The sequence below is a fragment of the Mixta calida genome, assembly GCF_002953215.1.
GTDB classification, from domain to species: Bacteria; Pseudomonadota; Gammaproteobacteria; order Enterobacterales; family Enterobacteriaceae; genus Mixta; species Mixta calida.
Genome location: NZ_CP026378.1, coordinates 762470 through 782387, shown reverse-complemented (window position 1 = coordinate 782387; position 19918 = coordinate 762470). Strand labels below are relative to the sequence as shown.

At 57.1% G+C, this 19918-nt stretch carries 17 protein-coding genes; all 17 read right to left on the bottom strand.

Annotated elements, in window-relative coordinates; genetic code table 11:
• Positions 1-2: 2 nt before the first annotated feature.
• The 17 genes from C2E16_RS03700 to C2E16_RS03620 all read right to left on the bottom strand — a co-directional run bounded on the left by C2E16_RS03700 (position 3) and on the right by C2E16_RS03620 (position 19866).
• The gene (locus C2E16_RS03700) at positions 3-2141 is read right to left on the bottom strand and encodes a type VI secretion system Vgr family protein (protein WP_104951421.1); all 2139 of its coding nucleotides are present in this window, start codon (positions 2139-2141) and stop codon (positions 3-5) included.
• An 86-nt stretch (positions 2142-2227) separates the two neighbouring features.
• The gene (locus C2E16_RS03695) at positions 2228-3124 is read right to left on the bottom strand and encodes a DUF3829 domain-containing protein (protein ID WP_084971746.1); all 897 of its coding nucleotides are present in this window, start codon (positions 3122-3124) and stop codon (positions 2228-2230) included.
• A 68-nt stretch (positions 3125-3192) separates the two neighbouring features.
• Positions 3193-4635, bottom strand: coding sequence for a serine/threonine protein kinase (locus C2E16_RS03690; protein WP_104951420.1), 1443 nt, complete (start codon positions 4633-4635; stop codon positions 3193-3195).
• A 27-nt stretch (positions 4636-4662) separates the two neighbouring features.
• Positions 4663-7275 (bottom strand): type VI secretion system ATPase TssH, encoded by a 2613-nt coding sequence (gene tssH / locus C2E16_RS03685; protein WP_038628487.1) that lies wholly within the window; start codon positions 7273-7275, stop codon positions 4663-4665.
• Positions 7276-7376: 101 nt separating this feature from the next.
• Positions 7377-8417 (bottom strand): type VI secretion system baseplate subunit TssG, encoded by a 1041-nt coding sequence (tssG, locus tag C2E16_RS03680; RefSeq protein ID WP_038628489.1) that lies wholly within the window; start codon positions 8415-8417, stop codon positions 7377-7379.
• Positions 8414-10288, bottom strand: a complete 1875-nt coding sequence (tssF, locus tag C2E16_RS03675) for a type VI secretion system baseplate subunit TssF (RefSeq protein WP_104951419.1) — start codon at positions 10286-10288, stop codon at positions 8414-8416. Before tssF ends, tssG begins: the two co-directional genes overlap by 4 nt.
• Positions 10289-10290: 2 nt before the next feature.
• Positions 10291-10869, bottom strand: a complete 579-nt coding sequence (gene tssE / locus C2E16_RS03670; protein ID WP_038630131.1) for a type VI secretion system baseplate subunit TssE — start codon at positions 10867-10869, stop codon at positions 10291-10293.
• Positions 10862-11692: a type VI secretion system accessory protein TagJ gene (locus tag C2E16_RS03665; protein WP_038628491.1), complete on the bottom strand. Its 831-nt coding sequence runs from the start codon at positions 11690-11692 to the stop codon at positions 10862-10864. The genes tssE and C2E16_RS03665 overlap by 8 nt, the downstream gene beginning before the upstream one ends.
• Positions 11693-11708: 16 nt before the next feature.
• A complete protein-coding gene (locus C2E16_RS03660; RefSeq protein WP_084971554.1) occupies positions 11709-12695 on the bottom strand; it encodes a hypothetical protein in 987 nt (328 codons plus the stop codon).
• 19 nt (positions 12696-12714) lie between these two features.
• A complete protein-coding gene (locus tag C2E16_RS03655) occupies positions 12715-13509 on the bottom strand; it encodes a PP2C family protein-serine/threonine phosphatase (protein WP_038630133.1) in 795 nt (264 codons plus the stop codon).
• Entirely contained in the window at positions 13509-15518 is a 2010-nt protein-coding gene (tagH, locus tag C2E16_RS03650) for a type VI secretion system-associated FHA domain protein TagH (RefSeq protein ID WP_104951418.1), read from the bottom strand. Before tagH ends, C2E16_RS03655 begins: the two co-directional genes overlap by 1 nt.
• Positions 15519-15710: 192 nt before the next feature.
• Positions 15711-16535: a lysozyme inhibitor LprI family protein gene (locus C2E16_RS03645; protein ID WP_081981838.1), complete on the bottom strand. Its 825-nt coding sequence runs from the start codon at positions 16533-16535 to the stop codon at positions 15711-15713.
• Positions 16536-16653: 118 nt separating this feature from the next.
• Entirely contained in the window at positions 16654-17013 is a 360-nt protein-coding gene (locus C2E16_RS03640; protein WP_084970658.1) for a T6SS amidase immunity protein Tai4 family protein, read from the bottom strand.
• Positions 17014-17267: 254 nt separating this feature from the next.
• Positions 17268-17750, bottom strand: coding sequence for an Hcp family type VI secretion system effector (locus C2E16_RS03635; protein WP_084970659.1), 483 nt, complete (start codon positions 17748-17750; stop codon positions 17268-17270).
• A 231-nt stretch (positions 17751-17981) separates the two neighbouring features.
• Positions 17982-18380, bottom strand: a complete 399-nt coding sequence (locus C2E16_RS03630) for a lysozyme inhibitor LprI family protein (RefSeq protein ID WP_084970660.1) — start codon at positions 18378-18380, stop codon at positions 17982-17984.
• A 74-nt stretch (positions 18381-18454) separates the two neighbouring features.
• Complete coding sequence (locus C2E16_RS03625) at positions 18455-18871, bottom strand: hypothetical protein (RefSeq protein ID WP_084970661.1); 417 nt, start codon at positions 18869-18871, stop codon at positions 18455-18457.
• Positions 18868-19866, bottom strand: a complete 999-nt coding sequence (locus C2E16_RS03620) for a hypothetical protein (RefSeq protein WP_084970662.1) — start codon at positions 19864-19866, stop codon at positions 18868-18870. Before C2E16_RS03620 ends, C2E16_RS03625 begins: the two co-directional genes overlap by 4 nt.
• Between the last annotated feature and the right edge of the window lie 52 nt (positions 19867-19918).

The following is a 19918-nucleotide window of genomic DNA, read 5'->3' as shown; positions in this document are numbered from 1 at the left end:
AATCAGTTGATATGTATCTCGGTGCCGTCAATATCGATAACCTTTTCACCAACCAGCTTGATTTTATTCGCGCTGAGAGTAATGGTGCCGTTCTGCTCCAGAATAATCATCGATTCTCCGCATACCAGCGTGATTTTTTCTTCCGCGCTCACTTCTGCCGTTGTGCCAGCATCCAGTGTGATATCTCTTCCGGCATTGAGTGAATATTTCAGGCCCACGTTGTGCATTTGCATGGCGCCCACGGTCGTCACCCAGCCGGCGCCAACATTGAGCATATAGGCGCCGCCTATATTAGTATTCTGCGCCAGGCCAACATTTAGCATTGACGCCAGGGTAATGGTTTCACTTTTAGCCTGATCGACCTTAAGCGTCTGATTGCCATTAACAGTGACGGACTGGTTTTGCCCGATGCGAATATTTTCATTCTTATCGACGGTTTCAGTCCGGTTAGAATGCACGGTAATCGTTTCATTACCGTCCACCGTTTCGCTGCGGTTTTGGTGTATGGTGATCGTTTCATTTTGATCGACCGTTTCGGTGCGGTTTTTCTTCACCTGCGTTGTTTCATTACCGACAATTGTTTTGCTTCGGTTATTACCAACAAGGTGAGTTTCATCATTTTCGACTTCGGTATCCATATTCCTTTCGGCATGGATCCACACCTGTTCCTCGCCCGCCCGGTCCTCGAACCGCAGCGCGTTGGCGTTGTCCGGCGTCCCGTCCTTTGACCGGCTCAGGAACCCCATCTGCGTCGCCGCCGCCGGCAGCGACCACGGCGGCATGCTCGCCTCGTTGTACACCCGCCCCGTCACTATCGGACGGTCCGGGTCGCCGTTGATGAAGTCTATCACCACCTCGTCGTTCACCCGCGGTATCTGCACCCCGCCGTAGCCCTGGCCCGCCCACGCGCTCGACACCCGCACCCAGCACGAGCTCGTCTCGTCTCCCGCCGACTCACGGTCCCAGTGGAACTTCACCTTGATGCGCCCGTAGCGGTCGGTGTAAATCGACTCCCCCTGCGGCCCCACCACCCGCGCCGTCTGCGGACCGTACGTCTTCGGCCACGGCGTCGCCGCCGCCGGACGGTACGTCACCTCCGCCGGCAGCACCCGGAACTCAACGTGGTGCACCGTTTTCCCCTCCCCGCTGGCGTAGCGGTTCTCCTCCAGCCTGTACTTCACCCACAGCGTCAGGTAGCGCCCGTTGTCCTGCCCGTGCGGCGCGTTCAGCAGCGCGAAGGTGTACCCCGGCGCCAGGCACAGCGTCGTCCCCTCGCCGCTTATCTGACGGTGCGCCGCCTGCCACTCCTCCTGGCGCACGCGCGCGTACTTCTCTCCCTGCGCGTGCTCCACAAAGCGCCCCGGCCACTCGAACACCTCCGTCTGCCCCGGCCGCGGCGACGCCGGGTTCTGCCGCGCCTGCAGCAGCCACGCGTTCGGCTTGCGGAAGTCATAGTCGTCGAGGCTGTACATCCCCGGCGTCACGCTGTCCTCCAGCGCCCACCGGCTCACCCCCGCCGCCGACGTCACCCCGCCGCTGCCCGTCACGTGATAGGGTATCGCCTCGCAGCCCGGCCACGGCCCGTGCGCCTCCGGCGCGTCCGACAGCACCATCACGTGCCGGTCCGCCTCGTGGCGGAACCAGTAATAAATCCCCTCCAGCTCCATCAGCCGGCTGATGAACGCGAAGCTGCTCTCCTGGTACTGCACGCAGTACTCCCATTCCCGGTAACTGCCGCTCAGCCGGTCCTCCACCTGCACCCCGTACTCCGCCAGCAGCCGGTGGATTATCTGCACCGCCGTCTGCCCCTGGAAGATGCGTGAGTTCTTGTCCCGCCGCATCGGCCACAGATCCGGCTCGATGGTCAGCGCGTACACCGCGTAGCGCGTGCCGCTCAGCTCCTCGCTCCGCACCGCCATCCGGGTGATTTTGCCGTTGATGTGGCGCGTGCCCGACAGAAACTGCCCGGTCGGCAGGGAGACCGTCAGCGGCTGGCCCAGCAGCGCGTGACGCTCGATGCGCGGGTCGGCGCTCAGCAGGGTGACGGTCAGCTCAAAGGGGTGCGACAGCGCCTCGACGCCGTCGAGCTTCCAGAAAAGCAGCCCCTCCAGCGGGAGCTGCACGGTGATGCGTTCAGACATGGGTCGGTTCCAGAATCAGCGGGGCCCGGCGGCGCCGGGCGATGGAAATAAAAAAGGCGTGTTTAATTAAGAAACGGCAGCGCGGATTAGCACTGCCGGTTATTACTCAGGGCGCTGACCAGCGCGTTAAAAGGCAAAATGGTCTCTTCGTCAGACGTCTCCTGCCCCTGCGCCTGAGCTTGCATGGCGCGGTCCAGCGCGGAAAGATACGCATCCAGCGCGTGCAGGATATTCTCACATTCTCCGTTGCCCAGCTGTTTCCAGCCGGCGGAGAGCTGATGCAGCGTCGCGGCATCTTTGTTTAACGAATCAGACAGGGCGGGATCGTTTAACGCCTTCAGCGTCTGGCGCGACAGATACACCACGCCGTAGCGGTAGTGCTCGGGGCTGTTCTCCGGCGACTGCTCCCAGGCAAGCTTTATCCGATCGTTGTTCGCCACGGCGATCGCGCGTAAAAAGCGATCGCGCTGCATCAGGATGGCGTCGAAACCGGCGATGTACTCAGCATGGCTGCGACGCGCCAGATCGCCGCTGTCGCTCAGCCAGGTTTTGTTCTGGGCATAGTCGTACAGCGCCTCGCTCAGCGGGATCATCTTATCGAGACTGGCTTTATACTGTTGCGCCGCGTTATCCAGCGGCGGCAGCGCGCCCGGCATGTTGAGCGCGTTCGCCAGCGCGTCGCTGATGGCGCGCAGCATGGCGGGATTCACCACGCTGTAGCGCTCGGGCGCTTGTCCCGTCGTCATAAAAGACGCGACGTCGCGCTGGTAGTGATAAAACGCTTCCGGCAATGAATGATACGTCATGCTGGATTCGCTGTTCGCCGCCCGGATAAAGGCGGCGAACTTATCATCAATCGCCGTTCCGACGCCGTGCGACGCCGAAGAGGGAGTATTTACAGTATCGGATGTTTTATCGCATGCGGTAATCGTTAGCGCCAGCGCCGCCGCAATCAACAGGCGCCATGGAGAATCCTTTGCCATTTCCCTTCCTGCCGTTATAAACCCCTGAAATGAATGACCGCCAGTTAAGACGGCCGCGCTTTATTGTTTTAGCTTTGCGGGTTGATCAGCCAGACGCCTTCACGATCGACCGTGATCTTCTGCTGGCGCGACGTCCCCTGATTGGTGACGGTAAAGGTGTAATCGCCCGGCGGCAGCTGGAGCGAGGCGAAGCCGTTCGCCGACGGCACCAGCGCCTGCGGGTTGCCGTTCAGCGCCACGTCGTCGCCCATGCGCAGCTTGATATAGACCTGCGCGACAGGCTCCGGCTCCGGCGCGGAAGCTGGCGTCGATTCCTGCTGCGGCACGCTGTTAGCGGCGGTTTGCGTCGCTTCCGGCGCCTGCGTCGACGCTGTTGCCTGCGTTTCGCTTTGCTCTACAGGCTGCGCGGCGATGGACGGCGCATCGTCGCCGCCTCCGCTGGCGAGCAGCGCGCCGACGGCGATGCCCACCAGCACGCCTGCGGCGGCCAGCCCCGGCCACATAAAGCGTTTCAGTGGCGAAACCGGCGCAGGCGCGGGCGCTTCCGGCACCACCGGCACCAGCATGGTGCCCGGCCCTTCAATATTCACGTTAAGGATATCGTTCAGGTCGGAGACCGACAGCTCCATCAGCGCCGCGAAGGCGTCGATCGACTGCGGACGATCTTCCGGCTTCAGCGCCAGCGCCTTGTCAATCGCATGCAGCAGCGGCAACGAGAAGCCTGCCGGACGCTGTTCCGCCAGCGGTTTGTAGTTATCCTCGATGCTGCGCACCACGCTCACCGGCGGCGGCGCGCCGACGATCAGCGTATGCAGCACCGCGCCCAGCGCGTAAATATCAGTCCAGGGCCCCTGCTCGCTTTCGTTATCGTCGCTGTACTGCTCAATTGGCGCGAAGCCGGGGCGCAGCATGGTTTCCGTCTCGTCGGAGAGGTTGCCGATGGTCTTGCGCGCGGAGCCGAAATCCAGCAGCACCGGCATCATATTTTCCTGGATCTGGATGTTATCCAGCGAAATATCGCGATGCAGGTAGCCTTCCTGATGGATGGTGTTGATGGCGCCGAACAGCGGCGGCAGCAGACGACGGATCCAGGCCTCGTTCACCTGTTCGGGCCGCTGCGCCGCCAGGCGCGACAGCGTGGTGCCGCTGTAGAACACCGTGCCCATATAGGCGGTGTCGTTTTGCACCCAGAAGCGCAGCACATGCAGCAGGTTGGGATGATTAAAGCGCGCCAGCAGCCGCGCCTCCTGAATAAAGCTGTTCAGTCCGGCATGAAACGTCTTGCTGAAGCGCTCACTGCGCAGCACCAGATTCAGGTCGTCGCTGCGTACCGCCAGCGAAGCAGGCATGAATTCTTTAATGGCGATGGTGCGTTCCAGCTGATGATCCCAGGCGCGATAAACGATCCCGAAACCGCCGCCGCCAATTACTTCCTTAATCTCAAACTCATTAAAACGGTACCCAATCGGCAATGCGTTCGGCACCGTCCGGTTGTTATCGTGTTCCGGCATGATGGACAACTCTCTGATAGCTAAAGCTTACGCCTCAAACTGACATTGAAACTCACCCTGGTCATAGCTGACGCGCAGGTGACGGAAACGCTGATCACGAGCGCTGGCCGTGAGCAATATCTGGCTCATCTGCGGCAGCAGCGTATTGGTCAGGATGGCATCGACCATGCGTCCGCCCGATTCCACTTCGGTGCAGCGCTGGACAATCTGGCTAATCACGCTGTCATCAATGTGCGAAATGATGCCGTGATTTTCTTCAAGACGACGCTGGATGCGTTTAAGCTGCAGGCGCACGATTTCAGCCAGCATCACATCGCTTAATGGATAGTAAGGCACAACCAGCAAACGACCAAGCAGAGCCGGAGGAAACACCTCCAGCAGCGGCGCGCGCAGGGCGGCGGCAAGCGCCTCCGGCTCCGGCATCAGTTCAGGATCGGCGCACATGGCGCTGATGAGCGGGGTGCCGATGTTCGAGGTCAGAATAATAATGGTATTGCGGAAATCGATATGGCGTCCTTCGCCATCCTCCATCCAGCCTTTATCGAACACCTGGAAGAAAATTTCATGCACGTCCGGGTGCGCTTTCTCGATCTCATCCAGCAGCACCACGCTGTAGGGACGACGACGCACCGCTTCCGTCAGCACGCCGCCTTCGCCGTAGCCGACATAGCCCGGAGGCGCGCCCTTCAGCGTGGAGACGGTGTGCGCTTCCTGGAATTCGCTCATATTAATAGTGATGATGTTCTGCTCGCCGCCGTAGAGCGATTCGGCTAACGCCAGCGCGGTTTCGGTTTTCCCGACGCCGGAAGGACCGCACAGCATAAAGACGCCGACCGGCTTGTTTGGATCGTCCAGCCGCGCGCGCGAGGTGCGCACCCGTTTGGCGATCAGCTCAAGGCCGTGGCGCTGTCCGATAACGCGTTGATTAAGCGTGTCGGCCAGGGTCAGCACCGCCTCGATCTCATTCTTCACCATGCGACCCAGCGGGATGCCGGTCCAGTCGGAGACCACCGCCGCCACGACGTTGCCGTCCACGGCGGCGAACAGCAGCGGCGTTTCGCCCTGCAATTCGCTCAGCGCCTGCTGCTTCTCCGCCAGCGCCTGCTGCAAGGTTGCGACCTCTTCTTCTGACGCGGCGCAGAGCTGGGCGCGCAGCGCGATAATCGCATCCACCTGCTCGCGCTCCTGCTGCCAGCGAGCCTCCAGCGCGTCGCGCTCCGCCGCCAGCTGGCTCAGCTCGGCGTCGAGACGCGCGATGCGCTCGCTGTCGCCGCCCGCCACTTTCACTTCGCGTTCAGCGATTTCGCGCTCGATTTCCAGCGCGGCGATGCGGTGCAGGCAATCCTCCAGCTGCGGCGGCTGCGCGCCCTGGCTGACGGCGACGCGGGCGCAGGCGGTGTCCAGCAGCGCCACCGCCTTATCCGGCAGCTGACGCGCCGGAATATAGCGATGGGAGAGCTTCACCGCCGCGCTCACCGCTTCGTCCAGCAGCAGCACGCGATGATGTTTTTCCAGCGTATTGACGGTGCTGCGCAGCATCAGCAGCGCTTTCTCTTCGTCCGGCTCGTGCACCTGCACCGTCTGGAAACGGCGGGTCAGCGCCGGATCTTTCTCAATATACTTTTTATATTCCGCCCAGGTGGTCGCGCCGATGGTGCGCAGCTGACCGCGCGCCAGCGCAGGCTTCAACAGGTTAGCGGCGTCGCCGGTGCCCTGCTGTCCGCCTGCGCCGATCAGCGTGTGGATCTCGTCGATAAACAGCACGATGGGCGTCGGGCTGGACTGCACTTCGTTGATCAACGCCTGAAGACGCGCCTCGAACTCCCCTTTCATGCCCGCGCCCGCCTGCAACATGCCGATATCCAGCAGCCAGAGCTGAACGTCGCGCAGCGGGGGCGGCACGTCGCCCGCAGCGATGCGCAACGCCAGACCTTCCACCACGGCGGTTTTCCCGACGCCCGCTTCGCCGGTCAGCAGCGGATTGTTCTGACGGCGACGCATCAGAATATCCACCATCTGACGGATCTCTTCGTCACGTCCGGCGATCGGATCGATCTTGCCGTCGCGCGCGCGCGCCGTCAGATCCTGCGCATACTGCGCCAACGTGCTCTGCTGCTGCGGCGCGGCGGCGGTCGCCGGCGGCTGAGCGGCGGCCTGCTGCGCCTCTTTGCTGTTGGCGAAGATAGTCTCGAACTGCTCCATCAGCAGGTCGGCGCTCAGGCGGCTGAATTGAGGCGAAATGCCCTTCAGCACGTTGGCAAGATTGAAGGTTTTCAGCATGCCGATCAGCAGATGGCCGCCGCGGATCTGCGCGACGCCGAACTTCAGCGAGCCGTAAACCCAGGCGCGCTCCACGGCGCTGTCGATATGCTCCGACAGATCAGAAACCGCGCTCGCGCCGCGCGGCAGGCGATCCAGCGCTGCCACAATGTCGCGTGTCAGCGCCTCTTCATCCAGTGAAAAATGGCGGATCAGCTGCTGCAAATCGCCATCCTGGTGCTGCATCAGCTGATGCAGCCAGTGAACCAGTTCGACATAGGGATTGCCGCGCAGCTTGCAAAAGGCCGTCGCGCTCTCCAGCGAGGTAAATAGTAGCGTGTCCAGTTTGCCGAACAGTACGGCGCGGCTGATTTCTGACATGATGATCTCTGACGGATAGGTTAAGTGTGTGACGCTTTTTACAGGGTAAAAGTAAGTCCGACCGCCCGCGGCGGATGACACGGCGCTTACCGCAAATCAGGTTAAGGGGACGACTCCGGGCTGAACCGCAGGTCGCCGCGCGGCTGCGGCGTCGGCTGATGGCCAAGCCAGGCGCTGTAGCCCAGCCGTCCCTGCCCGCCGAGCGTTACGCCCGCCACCTCATCCTGCGCCAGCAGCAGACGGACTTCCCAGACATATTCCACGCCCAGATACTGCCGCACCCAGTCGCGCAGCTCGACGGCGTGGCGCGCATTGGGCAGAAACTGGTTATAGCGCGCCAGCGACAGCGGGCCGATATCAATGCGCAGCTTATGCTGCACGTCGCGCACCGCCACGCCGAGAAACATTGATTCGCCGAGGCGCGGCGCCTGACGGCCTGCGCCGAGCCGCGCCCGCTCGCGCCTGTCGAGCGGCAGCCACTGCGGGATGTTCTGCACAATGCGTACCGGCGCGTTGAAATAGTGCCGCAGCACCTTCTCCAGCCCTTCGGCGTCGCGACCGTGACGGCTGAGATGGCCCGCCAGCATCAGGCGAGCGTGTTCGCTCAGGCTGCCTCTGGCGCGCTGCGCGGGCTGTCCCATGCCGATCAGGCTGGCGAGATAGCTGTCGAAGCGTCGTCCGTCGGGCCTGTCGAGCGACACCGTCGGCTGCGCGTCGGCCCAGGCGCGGTAAAACAGCAGCGTCAGCCGATGATGAAACAGGTCGGCGAACGCGGTCAGGCTGGGGTCCTGATGATGATAAAGCCGCTCGCGCGCATGCTCGGTCATATGCACCGGCAGCGGACCGTTGGGGCCGAACAGGCCGAAGCTCAGAATAGAAACGTCATGCAGCGCGCTGCCTTCCCTGACGCTAACCGACGCCAGCGTTGAGGGAGCGAACGCCAGCGAGGGCGTCTGCCCAAGCCGCAGCGGCTCATGTCGCGGCTGCGGCGCGCGTCCCAGCGGATACTTCTCGCCGCCCTGCGCGTCGATGCGGCGCAGCAGCTGAAACAGATCGTAGCGCCACGGCGCCTGCATCAGTTCGTCCCAGAAGCGATCCGGCAGACGGCGCAGACGCAGCGACATTCTTCTGGTCTGACTCATATCAGCGCCCTTTTGCCCATGCGCGGCGGCCAGTAACCCACTTCGCCACGCTGCTGGCTGTTTAACGTCATCTCGGTAAAGCTATTGATCGCCACCAGACGCGAAAAAAGCCGCTCCAGCACGCTGCCGAACAGCCATGGACTGCTGCCGGAAAAGGCCTGCTCATCCACCGTCAGCTCGATGCCGATGCCGCGGGCGAAAACGATCGGCCCCGGCTCCGGCACGCGCCGATGCACCGGACGCAGCTGGCAATGACGAATGCCCTCAATCTGACGCGCCACCGGCGCCTCCGCCAGATTGGCGTAAAGCCCCAGCATCTGGCGCAGCGCGGCAGCGCCTTCGCCATCCTCGCCGTCCATCAGGCTGAGGTAGTTCATCTGCAAGTGGCTGATCAAACGCCACGTCGCCATCCCTTCGGCCAGCGCCGGACGCGGCGGCGTCGGCCCTTTGCGCATCGTCAGTCCGGCGGCGGGCACCGAATCGGGCAGCTTGAAGCCCTGTTGATCCTGCTGAAGCAGCATCAGCGGCAGATCGCGGCTGGTGCACAGCACGTCCGCCGTGACGTAGCGCAAATCGTCGCGCCAGGGCGCATGCTGTTCATCCACCAGCGACAGGAAAACCTCAGAACCGACATAGCCGGTGCGGGTACCGTAACGCTGCGCATGTTCCGACAGCGTGCGCTGTTCGCGCCGCAGCGAAAAATAGGCGCCGTAGTCGCCGCTGTCGTGGCTGTAGGTGCTCCAGAACGGACGGAAAATCTGTTCGTCGCGCTGCCCTTCGCTGGCGCCGTAGAGCTTCTGCACCGCATAGATTTCATAATCGAGCGGACGAATATTATCGACCACCAGATGATATTCATGGCTGTTTTCGCTGAGCTTCTGGCGCTCGGCGACGCGGGGAAACAGGTTGATGACCGGCGTGCAGTGCAGCGCCAGATGGCTGCGGTCCACTACGCGTTCCAGCGCGGCGTCGCTTTTATCCAGCAGCAGCACGATCTCGAACTCGCGTTCGCCGTCGACCTGTTGCAGCAGCGGGCGCAGCTGGCTGATGCTGATAAACTGGAAGCGCGCCGGAAAGGCGAAGTACTCCTGTAACAGACGGTAGCCGTCGAAGTTGCGCAGATCGTCCGGCAGCAGCGCCTGATCCGGCTCGAAACCTTCCTGCTTCAGCGCGTCATCGCGCAGCACCTGACGGCGCGGCGATGCGCCCACCGTCTGACAGAAGATCCCCACCGTGTGCTGCATCACCAGCTCCAACAGCTTCAGCGCTTCGATATCGGGGCCGCTCAGAAAGAACTCCAGCCGGTCGAAATCGACATGATCGAGCGTGGTGCTGCTGTCGCAGCCGACGCGGATGCGCAGCGCGCTGACCGCGCCGCGCTGGCTCAGCCCCATCTGCCCCAGCGGAATATCCGCCGGCACGCCGCCCAGTTCGACCTGTTTGATCTGCAACGGCAGCAGCGTCACCTCGTGCGCCGTGGTGTAGCTGCAGGTGACGCCGTTTTTCTTCAGCAGCTGGCTGTCCATCATGGTGCCGCGCGGCACGCGGAAGCCGCGATTGATGTCCCCTTTTTTGCTGTCGGGATGCAGCTCGGCGATCGCCATCGACGGCGTCGGCGCCAGATAACCGGGCGCGATCATCTCCAGTAAACGCTGCGAAAAGCGCGGAAACTCCGCGTCCATTTTCAGCTGCACGCGCGAGGTCAGAAAGGCGAAGCCCTCCATCATGCGTTCAACGTAAGGATCGGCGACCTCGATGCCCCGCATGCCGAGGCGACCGGCCACTTTTGGATAGCGCTCCGCAAACTCCGCGCCCATTTCGCGCAGGTACGCCAGTTCGCGGTTGTAGTATTCGAGCAGTTTACTGTCCATGCTTAACCTACATCTTTCAGCTCAAAGTTGCCGTTTTCCAGATCCACATCGGTGCGGAACAGAAACTCCAGCGGATAAGGCACGCACCAAAGGCGGCCTTTGATTTCAATCGACAAGACGTTATGCAGATTGAGCGAGCGCGTGTCGGAGATGCAGCGCACCTGTAAGCCCTGCGGCAGAATGCGCGGTTCGAAATTGATGATCGCTTCGGTCAGCTTGCGCTGAATATCGTGCCACTCAATATCGGACATCCGCTGCCCGGCCAGCGGCGAAACGCCAAAGTTCAGCACCGAGCGGCGTACCTGACTGAACGGCGCCAGATCGTGCTGCGCTTCGCTGTTGATAGTGTTGAACAGCCACTGGAGATCGCGCAGCACATGGCGTCTCAGCGTACTGTGCGAAATCAGCTGCTGGTTACTGCTCTCCTGCCGCTTGTCCGGCTCGTTGTCCGTCAGGCGATCCAACAGCGACGGCTGTAGCTTGTCGCGCGCGCTCAGGCTGTTCTGATCTTTACGGAAGCGGAAGCCGCCGCGCAGCAGCTCGCCGCTGTCGACCGGCTGCGTTTTGCTGTCGCTACGCATCAGCCACATCGCTGGCGACAAAGGTCAGCGTCTCCAGGCTCAGCAGCGGGAACTCCGCCTCGTCGTTCAGCCACACCTTCTGTCCCTGACCAACATAGTGTTGCTGCGCTTCGTCCAGCGGTCGCCATTCGGTCAGGCTCGCCAGACGCAGGCGATCCTGCGCGTCGGCGTCAAAGGGATAGCGTACCGGCACCTGACACACCTGTTCGGCGCCGTCCACCAGCTGCACCAGCGTATGGCGCCACACCAGGTCGGTCACGCTCGTCGGCGCCTGGAAGCGCATCGCGGCGATAGCGCTGAACGGCACCCAAAAATAGTGGCCGTTGACCAGCAGTTCGCAAACCGGTCCTAGGCGACTGTCGCCGTCCACCAGCCAGCCGAACGGCTGCGCCTCTTCATCGCCCTGCGCCAGCGCGCTGCCGGGATTGAGCGCGGCGGCCTCCAGCGCAGCGTTACGCAATGCGTCAGCCTGCGCGCGCGCTCCCGCAATATCCGCCTGCAATGCGGAGAACAGCTGCGCGGTCCAGCCATAAGCGTCGCCCGGCAGACGCGGCTCTCCCTGGCCGGCGAACACCGCCGCACGCTGAATCTCGCCGCGGATCGCCTGATCCAGCAGCGTCACCGTCGGCTGCGCCTGCGGCTTCAGCGCCGCCCAGGATTTCAGCTGGGTTTGCGCCCGCGTCCAGTTGCCCGCCAGGCAGAGCAGCTGTACAAACGCGGCGCGCAGATCGGCGTCGCCCGGTGCGGCTTTAATCTGCGCTTCAACGCGCGCCAGCGTTTCATCCAGCGAGCTTCCCGCCAGCAGTTGATGTAAAGAGTGCATCGCGCTTCCTTGTTGATTAGTTGAGGGTTCGCCAGGCGCCGGCGGTGGGATCTTTCAACTGCGGATAGAGTTCATTTACCAGCTTAATGGTCAGCGGCGCGTCGTTAAGATAAGAGGCCCAGACCTTGCGCACCTCATCCAGGCGCGCCTTCAGCGCGCTTTCGTCACCCGCTTCCGCCGCGCTGATCTGTACCGCCACCACGCCGGTTGCCTGCCAGCCGTTGAGATCGGCGGACCAGGGCAGAATCATCCAGCTCTGCGGCGAACGTTCGTTGGTCAGTACCATGCGTTCGTTATTAACGGTAGTGATTTGCAGGCCGCGCTTGTCGCTTTTCGTGGTCAGGCCCATTATCGGGAACCCCTCCAGGAACGTGACCGGCTGATTTTTCGCGGCGCCGTGGCCGATGCGCGTTAGCTGTCCCTGCCCGCTCAGCCAGCCGTTTTCGCCGCACTTCATCCCCTCTTTGGCCGGTACGAACAGCGCGCTGGTGCGATCCTCGTCCTTCCACCAGGTACGGAAATGACAACCGTCCAGCAGGCTGAACTGCAGCCAGGGCGTGGTGTCGGCTGGCGGAGAGAGCTCTGCGGGATTCACCGCGGGCGCGACCGATGCGTCGGACGTTTCCGCCACGGCGGGCGGCTGCGGCGCTTCAGGCGTGACAATAGCCTGCCAGCCGCTGGCTTTCTGCGCGCTGCCCTGCGCCAACAATTTTCCGCTGGCGTCTTCCGTATGCCAGTTCAGCGTCGTGAGCTTGCCGCACGCGCGCACCATCAGCGCGCCGACTTTCGGCATAAAATCGTCCAGCACTGCGGTCGAGTTGTCGCCTTTCAATACAATGCGCAGCGGCACCTGACGCGCGCACCAGTCCTGCGGCGCCTGGCTTTTGACGTTATCGATCCACACATCCAGATTTTTCGAACGGGAAGAGGCGATATTGTAATTTTCCGCCCAGGCGCTGGTGGCCATCAGTAGCGTTAACACACCGGTTAACCAAAGTTTCATAACGTTCCTTTTAAAATGGTTAGTCGCGAAGGGGAATAAACTGCGCCGCCTCGGAGAGCGAGTGCAGCAGCGTCGTATCCTGCGGCGATCCGATCCAGACGGCCATCGCGCTGTAGTTATCCTGATCGCCGCCCGACTGTTCCTCGTTGTTTTTTAATGCCTGATGCATCAGCGTCAGCCACTCTTGCGGCGTGTTCACCATATGCAGCGCCTGCTGCATCTGCTGCTGCGAAACGCCATGCCAGAAGCCGTCGGTGCAGAGCAGAAAGGCGTCGCCGTCCTCGATCGGCACCACGTCGCTGTAGCTGGCGTCGCGGCCTTCATCGCCCATCCCCAGCGCGAAATAGAGCAAATTGCTGTTGATGCCGTCGGTCTGATGTCCGGCATCTTTCATCTGCTGGATCAGGCTGTGATCGGTCGTGACGTGACAGAGGTAGCCGCGCCGAAACAGGTAGAGGCGGCTGTCTCCCGCGTGCGCCCAGTAGGCCAGTTGGTAATCGCGATCGATAAACAGGCTGACCAGCGTCGTACCCATCCGGCTGTAGTCGCGTTCCTGCTTCTGCTGCTGGCGAATCGCCCGGTTGGCGCTATTGACGTACTGGCGGATCTGCTGCGCGTCGAGATGCTCGTCACCATCAAACTGCTCGATAATGGTGTTGCGCGCCAGCTTTGCGGCAAGGTCGCCGCCGGGGAAACCGGCGACGCCGTCACAGACCACAAAGCAGGCGGATCGCTCGCCCACGATGTCGCCCGTCTGATCCTGATTGCTCTCGCGGGTTCCCTGGTTCGACATTGAGGCAATGGTGATATTCATCATTCATCCGAGGCGGTCTGTGAGTCTTTATACTGGTTAACTTCCATATCGTAAGCGTGTAAAAACGCTTCGCCGAACAGCGTATGGAAGTCATCTTCAATTTCGCCCGCAGTTTCGTTATAGCGGCGGTTGAAATGCTCCCACAGCGCCGCTTTACGGCTGCCGGGCAGCGACAGACGCGATGTGACGCCTTCCTGACGCGCCTCTTCTTCCAGCTGCTGCGGATTAAAAGATTGCAGCATGGCGGCGATGATGGCGCGGATGCCGGCGATCATGCCCAGCTGATGCGCCTGCAGGTCAACCAGCGCGTCGCGCACCGCCTGCTTCGGCGGCATAAAGCCGGGCATACGGCTGCCAAACATCTGCATCAGCACGGTTTTGCCGGAGGGCAGCAGCTTAAACGGGTTGTTGGCGTCGTCGAGGATCACTGTCATATCCGCTTTTACGCCGCGTTTCAGAATCGAACGCGACGACAGCAGCGCGACGGTGCCCTGCGAGAACATGCCGAGCATCTGACCCAGCTGCTGCATGTTTTCCCGATCGAAGCGCGGCGTCGGCTGCATATCGTTCAGGCCCATGCCGTCCAGCAGCGCCTGCAACAGCTCGCCCTGCAACGCTTCGCCGCCGCTGTCGTTCGACTGCGGCTGGCTGCTGGTGGAAGCGACCGGATCGATGCGCAGACGTCCCTTCGGCGTCGGCGTTACGCTGCGCTGCACTGCCTGCGGCGTCGGCAGCGTAATGCCGCCGTAGTCGTTCGTTTCCGGCTGGCGCGGCGGCGGGTTAAACAGGGGTGAAGCTTCAATCGCCCCCGGCTCCTCCGCAGGCAGATCGGCGAACAGCGGCGAAGCGCTCAGCGCCTCATCCGTCTGATCCGGCGCGGCAAAGTCGGCGTCTTTACCGGCAGACTTCGGCGGCTCATCGGCGAACAGCGGCGAGTTGGCAAGATCCTCCGCGCCGCCAAAGAGATCGTCGGACGATCCAGACGACGGCGCCGAGGCGCCAGGCAGATCCTGATGCGTCGGCGATGGCGGCTGCGCGGCTGCCTGCCCGCCAAACGGAGCCGACTCGCGCGCGGTTGGCGCCTGCTGAGCGGATGTCACGGGCGCGTTTGAGGCATTGGATGCCGCGCGAAGCTGTGTCTGCTGTGTCGGTTCATCTTCCGGGTGCGCCAGCGGCACCGCGCCGCCCATCATCAGGCCAAGCGGATCGTCGCCGTTAAGCTGCGCGGGTGTGGCGTTGCCGCCGCCAAACAGCGCCAGCGGATCGATCTCACCCCCTTTCGCCTTCGGCTGCGCCGCCTTTTCCGCGGCAGGCTGCACCAGAGTGGTCGGCGTGCTGTCGTTAAAGATGCTGTCTGATTTAAACAGCTCATCCTTTTCAAACAGCGCGTCGGGCGCCTGGCTGCGGCGCTCCAGGCTCAGCGGTTCGCCGGTATTAAACTGCGCCAGCGGATCTTCCGGGTTGCGGTTTTCCGTCGACGGCGTCGTCAATGGATGCGCGTCGCTTGCTGACGCCGCAGGTTTCATACGGTTCGCGGAGATGCTGTCGGAAATTGAAAACTCTTTTGCCAGGCTCTCCCAGATTTCGCTAGGAATGGCCGCGGTGCCGCCTGCGGACTGCCCCGCCGTTGCGGTCGCCTGCGGCGCCGGACGGGAAACCGGCGCGGCGGCCTGTGCGGCAGGCTGCGCGGCGGCGGAAAGATCGTTAACCAGCAGACGATACTCATCAATGCCGAGAATATCGCCATCCTGCAGTTCAACCTGGCGGCCGCGCTCCAGCGGAATATCATTCAGCTCAACGCGCGTAACGTTGCCGCGATTGGTAATGCGGCATTCGCCGTCAGCGGTGACATGCACAATCGCCTGCAGGCGGGAGATAGTGCGATCGTTATCGGGCAGCACCAGATTGTTATCGACGCCGCGGCCGATGGTGCCGCCAGGCGGTAAAAAGTCACAGCTGCTCTGCGGCGGCTGATGTCCCGGTTTGTTCGTTATAATCGTAAAGCGCATAACGGTATCCTGCGTTTGTGATATTCGGCGTTCAAACCGCGCGGGTCTTTAGAAAACCGGCGGGGTTTGAACGGCAAAAGACAGAAAATAAATTAATATGTAAAAATAACATTTAAAAAATCTTTAATTCCGATAGAAAGCGTGGAAAAGATTTTTAATTTGCGAAATTGAATTACTTTTTATTTTATCTGATTACTCAATGCTTGCCGTTAAATCAAACACGCGTTCTTCCATTTTTTTAGCCAGACAAACTTCATCTTCATTACATGCATTTCTGTCAGCTATCCATTTCCTTTGCGATTTTTTTAACTCATCTAATTCCTCAGGCTTGCCAAGTCTTTTGAGCTCAGCCTCAACCATTTTATACGCATCGTTAACGCTATGATCCCATGCCGCCAATTCAAATGAGGTACAAATTTTTCTTTCCGTAACAGCAGTCACGCGTTGGCAGTTAAAAGAAGGTGAAGGCAGTGCATCAGCTTGCACTTTATCTAATGTTAACAAAGTATTGTTATCCCAGTTAATCATTATTGACTGCTCAGAGAGCCATACCAACCAACTGTCAATAGATTCACCGGAAGGCCCGAATAAACCTTCAGTACAGTCAATAACCAACGGACTTACCTGAGCCTCTGCTTTTTGCGGCAGTAAATAATTGGCGGCAATTGAGCCTTCTTTCGTTGTGCCAAAGGTTGATGACAGCAGTTTATCTAAATAAGTGCGTTGCTGCGGCTGCACAGAAGGATGCATGCAACCCTTTCCTGCTAACATTGATCCATTAATATTCTCTTGCGAGAATTTTAGCGTTCGCCCTACCAAAGAAGGATCGTTTGGTAACGTATGAGAGGAAGACATTACTGACGTATCTATATAAACATGTTTAACTTGCCAAACGCCTGTAGGGATAACCTCAGTTACGTTATTCGCCAGCGCAGTGGCATGACATAACATTAATATAAAAGGATATGTGCGACGAATGCATGTATTTTTCATATATAACATCTTTTCTAAAGGCACAAAATATTTAGGATATCTATAAAAAACGCTTTCTATATACTATTAACTTTCTATATTATTTTAAAAGCAAACATACTAAAATGAGCCGGCGATTATTTAGTCTGGAAATAACATGGCGTTAATTATCCTGTTTTCCTTTGAAATGCTTAATCAATTTATCCAGTTCTGGGCTATGGTAGAAATCAACGCACTTAGCCAGCACCATTGGTTCGCCAGATTGACTGCCGTAATGCTTTGCGAGGTATTCTTCGCCTAACTTTCTTACTGCCGTGTGCGCCGCTAAAGAGTAATCACCAAACTCCAGATATCCGCGCGCTGCGGCCGCTGCATCGTTCTTTACTTCTCTGGTATTGTATCCTTGAGATATACAGGTGCTTAATGCGTAGTTTTTAATATATTGCTCTGGAGAATAATCAGTCTTTGCACTCGCATAATTTGCATAAAAAAACACACCCAGCAGAATTATTTTAAAATCCATATTTTCTCGCTTACCTGAGGTAAATAGCATTCATCCATAGATAGTTACCTACAAAAAATAAACAATAAAACCTTGGTAAGAAGATAAAATTAAAAATAGTTAAGCTGGAAATGATCTTATATTAATTCAATAATAACGTATAAAACCTTATCAACTATTTATGGTAAAACGGATAAAAAACTACTCTTTTACACCATATTTTTATCTTATTTTAATCTTTTCGGCACCTTCCCCTGGGAGAAGGTGCCTGAAAATTACATTTCTTTATTTTCTTTGATGTTCCAGCCAGCGCTGCTTTCAGCACCCTTACCGCCGGAAGCGGTCTGCTCCCAATACTGCTGTTTCACACGAGACGCCTGGAATGCATAGCTCACGCCGACAGTATCTCCATTATCTGTACCGGTATATTGCACAGACGTTACCAGCACATCTTCCAGAGTGATTTTGGTATATTCAACCTGCTGGCCGCCTGCTTTGCATACGGAAAGCTCGACTTTATTCAGGTGCTTACCGCTGGCGCAGTGCTTCAGAATGGCAGTAGTAGACTTGTCGACCAGCGCATCAACATGCAGGTCGTTAAAGTTTACTTTACCCGCGCCGCCGCCGCCGCCAACGGACATGTTGCCCGGCTGGGATGCGCCCCAGGAGAAAGAAGTGATGTCAGTCCAGCCTTTGTGGTTGGAGTCCTGAGACTCGCCGGTAACACCGTCAACCTTCAGGAACATATCAATAGCCATAGTTATCTACTCTTTATTGGTTAAATAATGCTTTCGATAAAGCAGTGATATGGCAAACAGGAAAGCATGGGGCTGAATAAAACAGTCCATATTTTACCTTTGCCTCTTTTCTGAATAATATCGCAGGATAGTATTCAAAATTTCTCTTATTTACTTCTTAATATTTAAAAGTTTGAAAGTTAGTTTATAAAATAGTACTGACTGGTTATTTATTAAAACTATCGGGATTTATTACTCATAAGGCATATTTTTTAACTGAGCTGTTCTGCCTTTATCCAGCCTGGCAATGCAGCTATCATTTATAGACTCATAAACAGGCGTGCTTTCATCTGCCATAAAGGATTCAATTTTACATTGAGCATCACGATACTTTAACCAACCCCTTTGCGATTCAAGAAGGAGAGTTAAATACTCATTCAATAATTTTTTATCAGCATCAAATGAGACAGCCAGTCTTTTCTTCGCTTCTGAGTACTCTTTATTTAGTTCAACTTCCGCATTCTTTTTCTGCTGTAACGAACATGAATTCACATCAGCATCATCATTTGCTGAACTACAATCATCGCTACTAAATACGTTGAAAGAGGCTAATAACTTTGTCAGTGTCATACTTAAGAAAATATTCTTCATAAGAATTACGTATTTCGTTTTAGATAGTTGGCGCGTTGTCGCCCTGCCTCTCTAAAATAATAATCTGTTGTTATTTAATAATTATAAATAACACTATGTATGTAGACGAGCGCGACAGACGTAACAAAAAGAACAGCTTGCACAAAGAAGTTAACTCTCCAGCTCCGCATCCATGCTATCTGCTCTTCAGGCAAGCTCTTCATATAATCATAACATCTTCTTTCAACCGGCTTCCCTTTTTCCACATACATTTTTTTATTTTTGAGAAGGCGAATGAAAAACATGATTTTTAAATAATAGAATGCAAAACCAAAGTTCTCACTGACATTACTGATACTGTCAACATACAAGCCGTTTCGGCGATATTCTTGCAAAAAAATCGTGTAATCCTGAATATGCTTTTTGTATGAATAATAGGCATATCCTGTAGCTATAATAAAAAGCATAATGAAGAATAGAACCACCAGGAAAAGCATATGTTCCGCACTCATAGAATTAAGTCCATTAAGTAATCTGTTCCTTTCTTAGCAGCTGTGCCCGCTATGGTGCCTACGGCTACGCCACCAACTATACCGCATGCAAGTGTTCCCAAGCCACCTGTAGGTACGCCTAAAGCAATACAAATTCCTGCTGTACCAGCCGCGCCTAAGGAACCGCCATAAATACTAGCCGCCGTACTGGATGCAAATTTGCTATATTCTTTAACTGCAACTTTTCTACATTGATTCTCTCTACCAGTAGTACAAGCCTGATGAACATCATTTGTTGTATTTAAACCTGCAAACCCAATCGCTATCCATCCGCCAGTTTTCATGTATTTGGCAGCACTGGCAGCGCGATCAATATAAGATGAGTATCCTCTTATTGCTCCAATCCCAGCGCTTTGCCAATCGTGAACAATAGAGCGGCTAGATAAATTTAATGCACGTTTAAGATCTTCGTATGGTCGAAATTTTAATCCACGTCTCACTAAACTATTGAGATGAGAATCTAACTCAGAAAAAAGACGAGCTCTTTCACTAAAGAATTGCTGGCTAATTAAACTACCCTGGGTTCTGTATTGATTTTGATAAGTACGTTCAATATTTTTTAAGATATCAGTAATTCGAGAGAAATATTTTTCCCCAGCGTCGCTTACTGCCCCTACGGTTTTATCCATAATATTAGTAAGCGCAGCAATAGTACCATAATTAGCATTCAGGAAAGTGGATACGGGAACGTCTGTCGTCGCTAACGCATGGCTCACTTTCTCTTTGGCTTTTTTTAATTCATAAAGTTGATATGCTTGATTACTATTATTTGGATCGGCAACAATAAGGATCTGGCCTGGTTTAACCCATGGCGTATCGTTATTTATTTGCATGAAAAAATTAATAGCATCTCTGTTTCTGTCCTGAAAAATCATTTGCGCTTGCGATGCTAATGTTCCAGGTTGTTGCACGATACAATAACCGGGTTGAACCTGAGGACCTGATTTAGTCGTCATGCTTTTATCTCAAAAATATGTTAGAAAGAAAGGAGTCACAGCTAAGCTATAT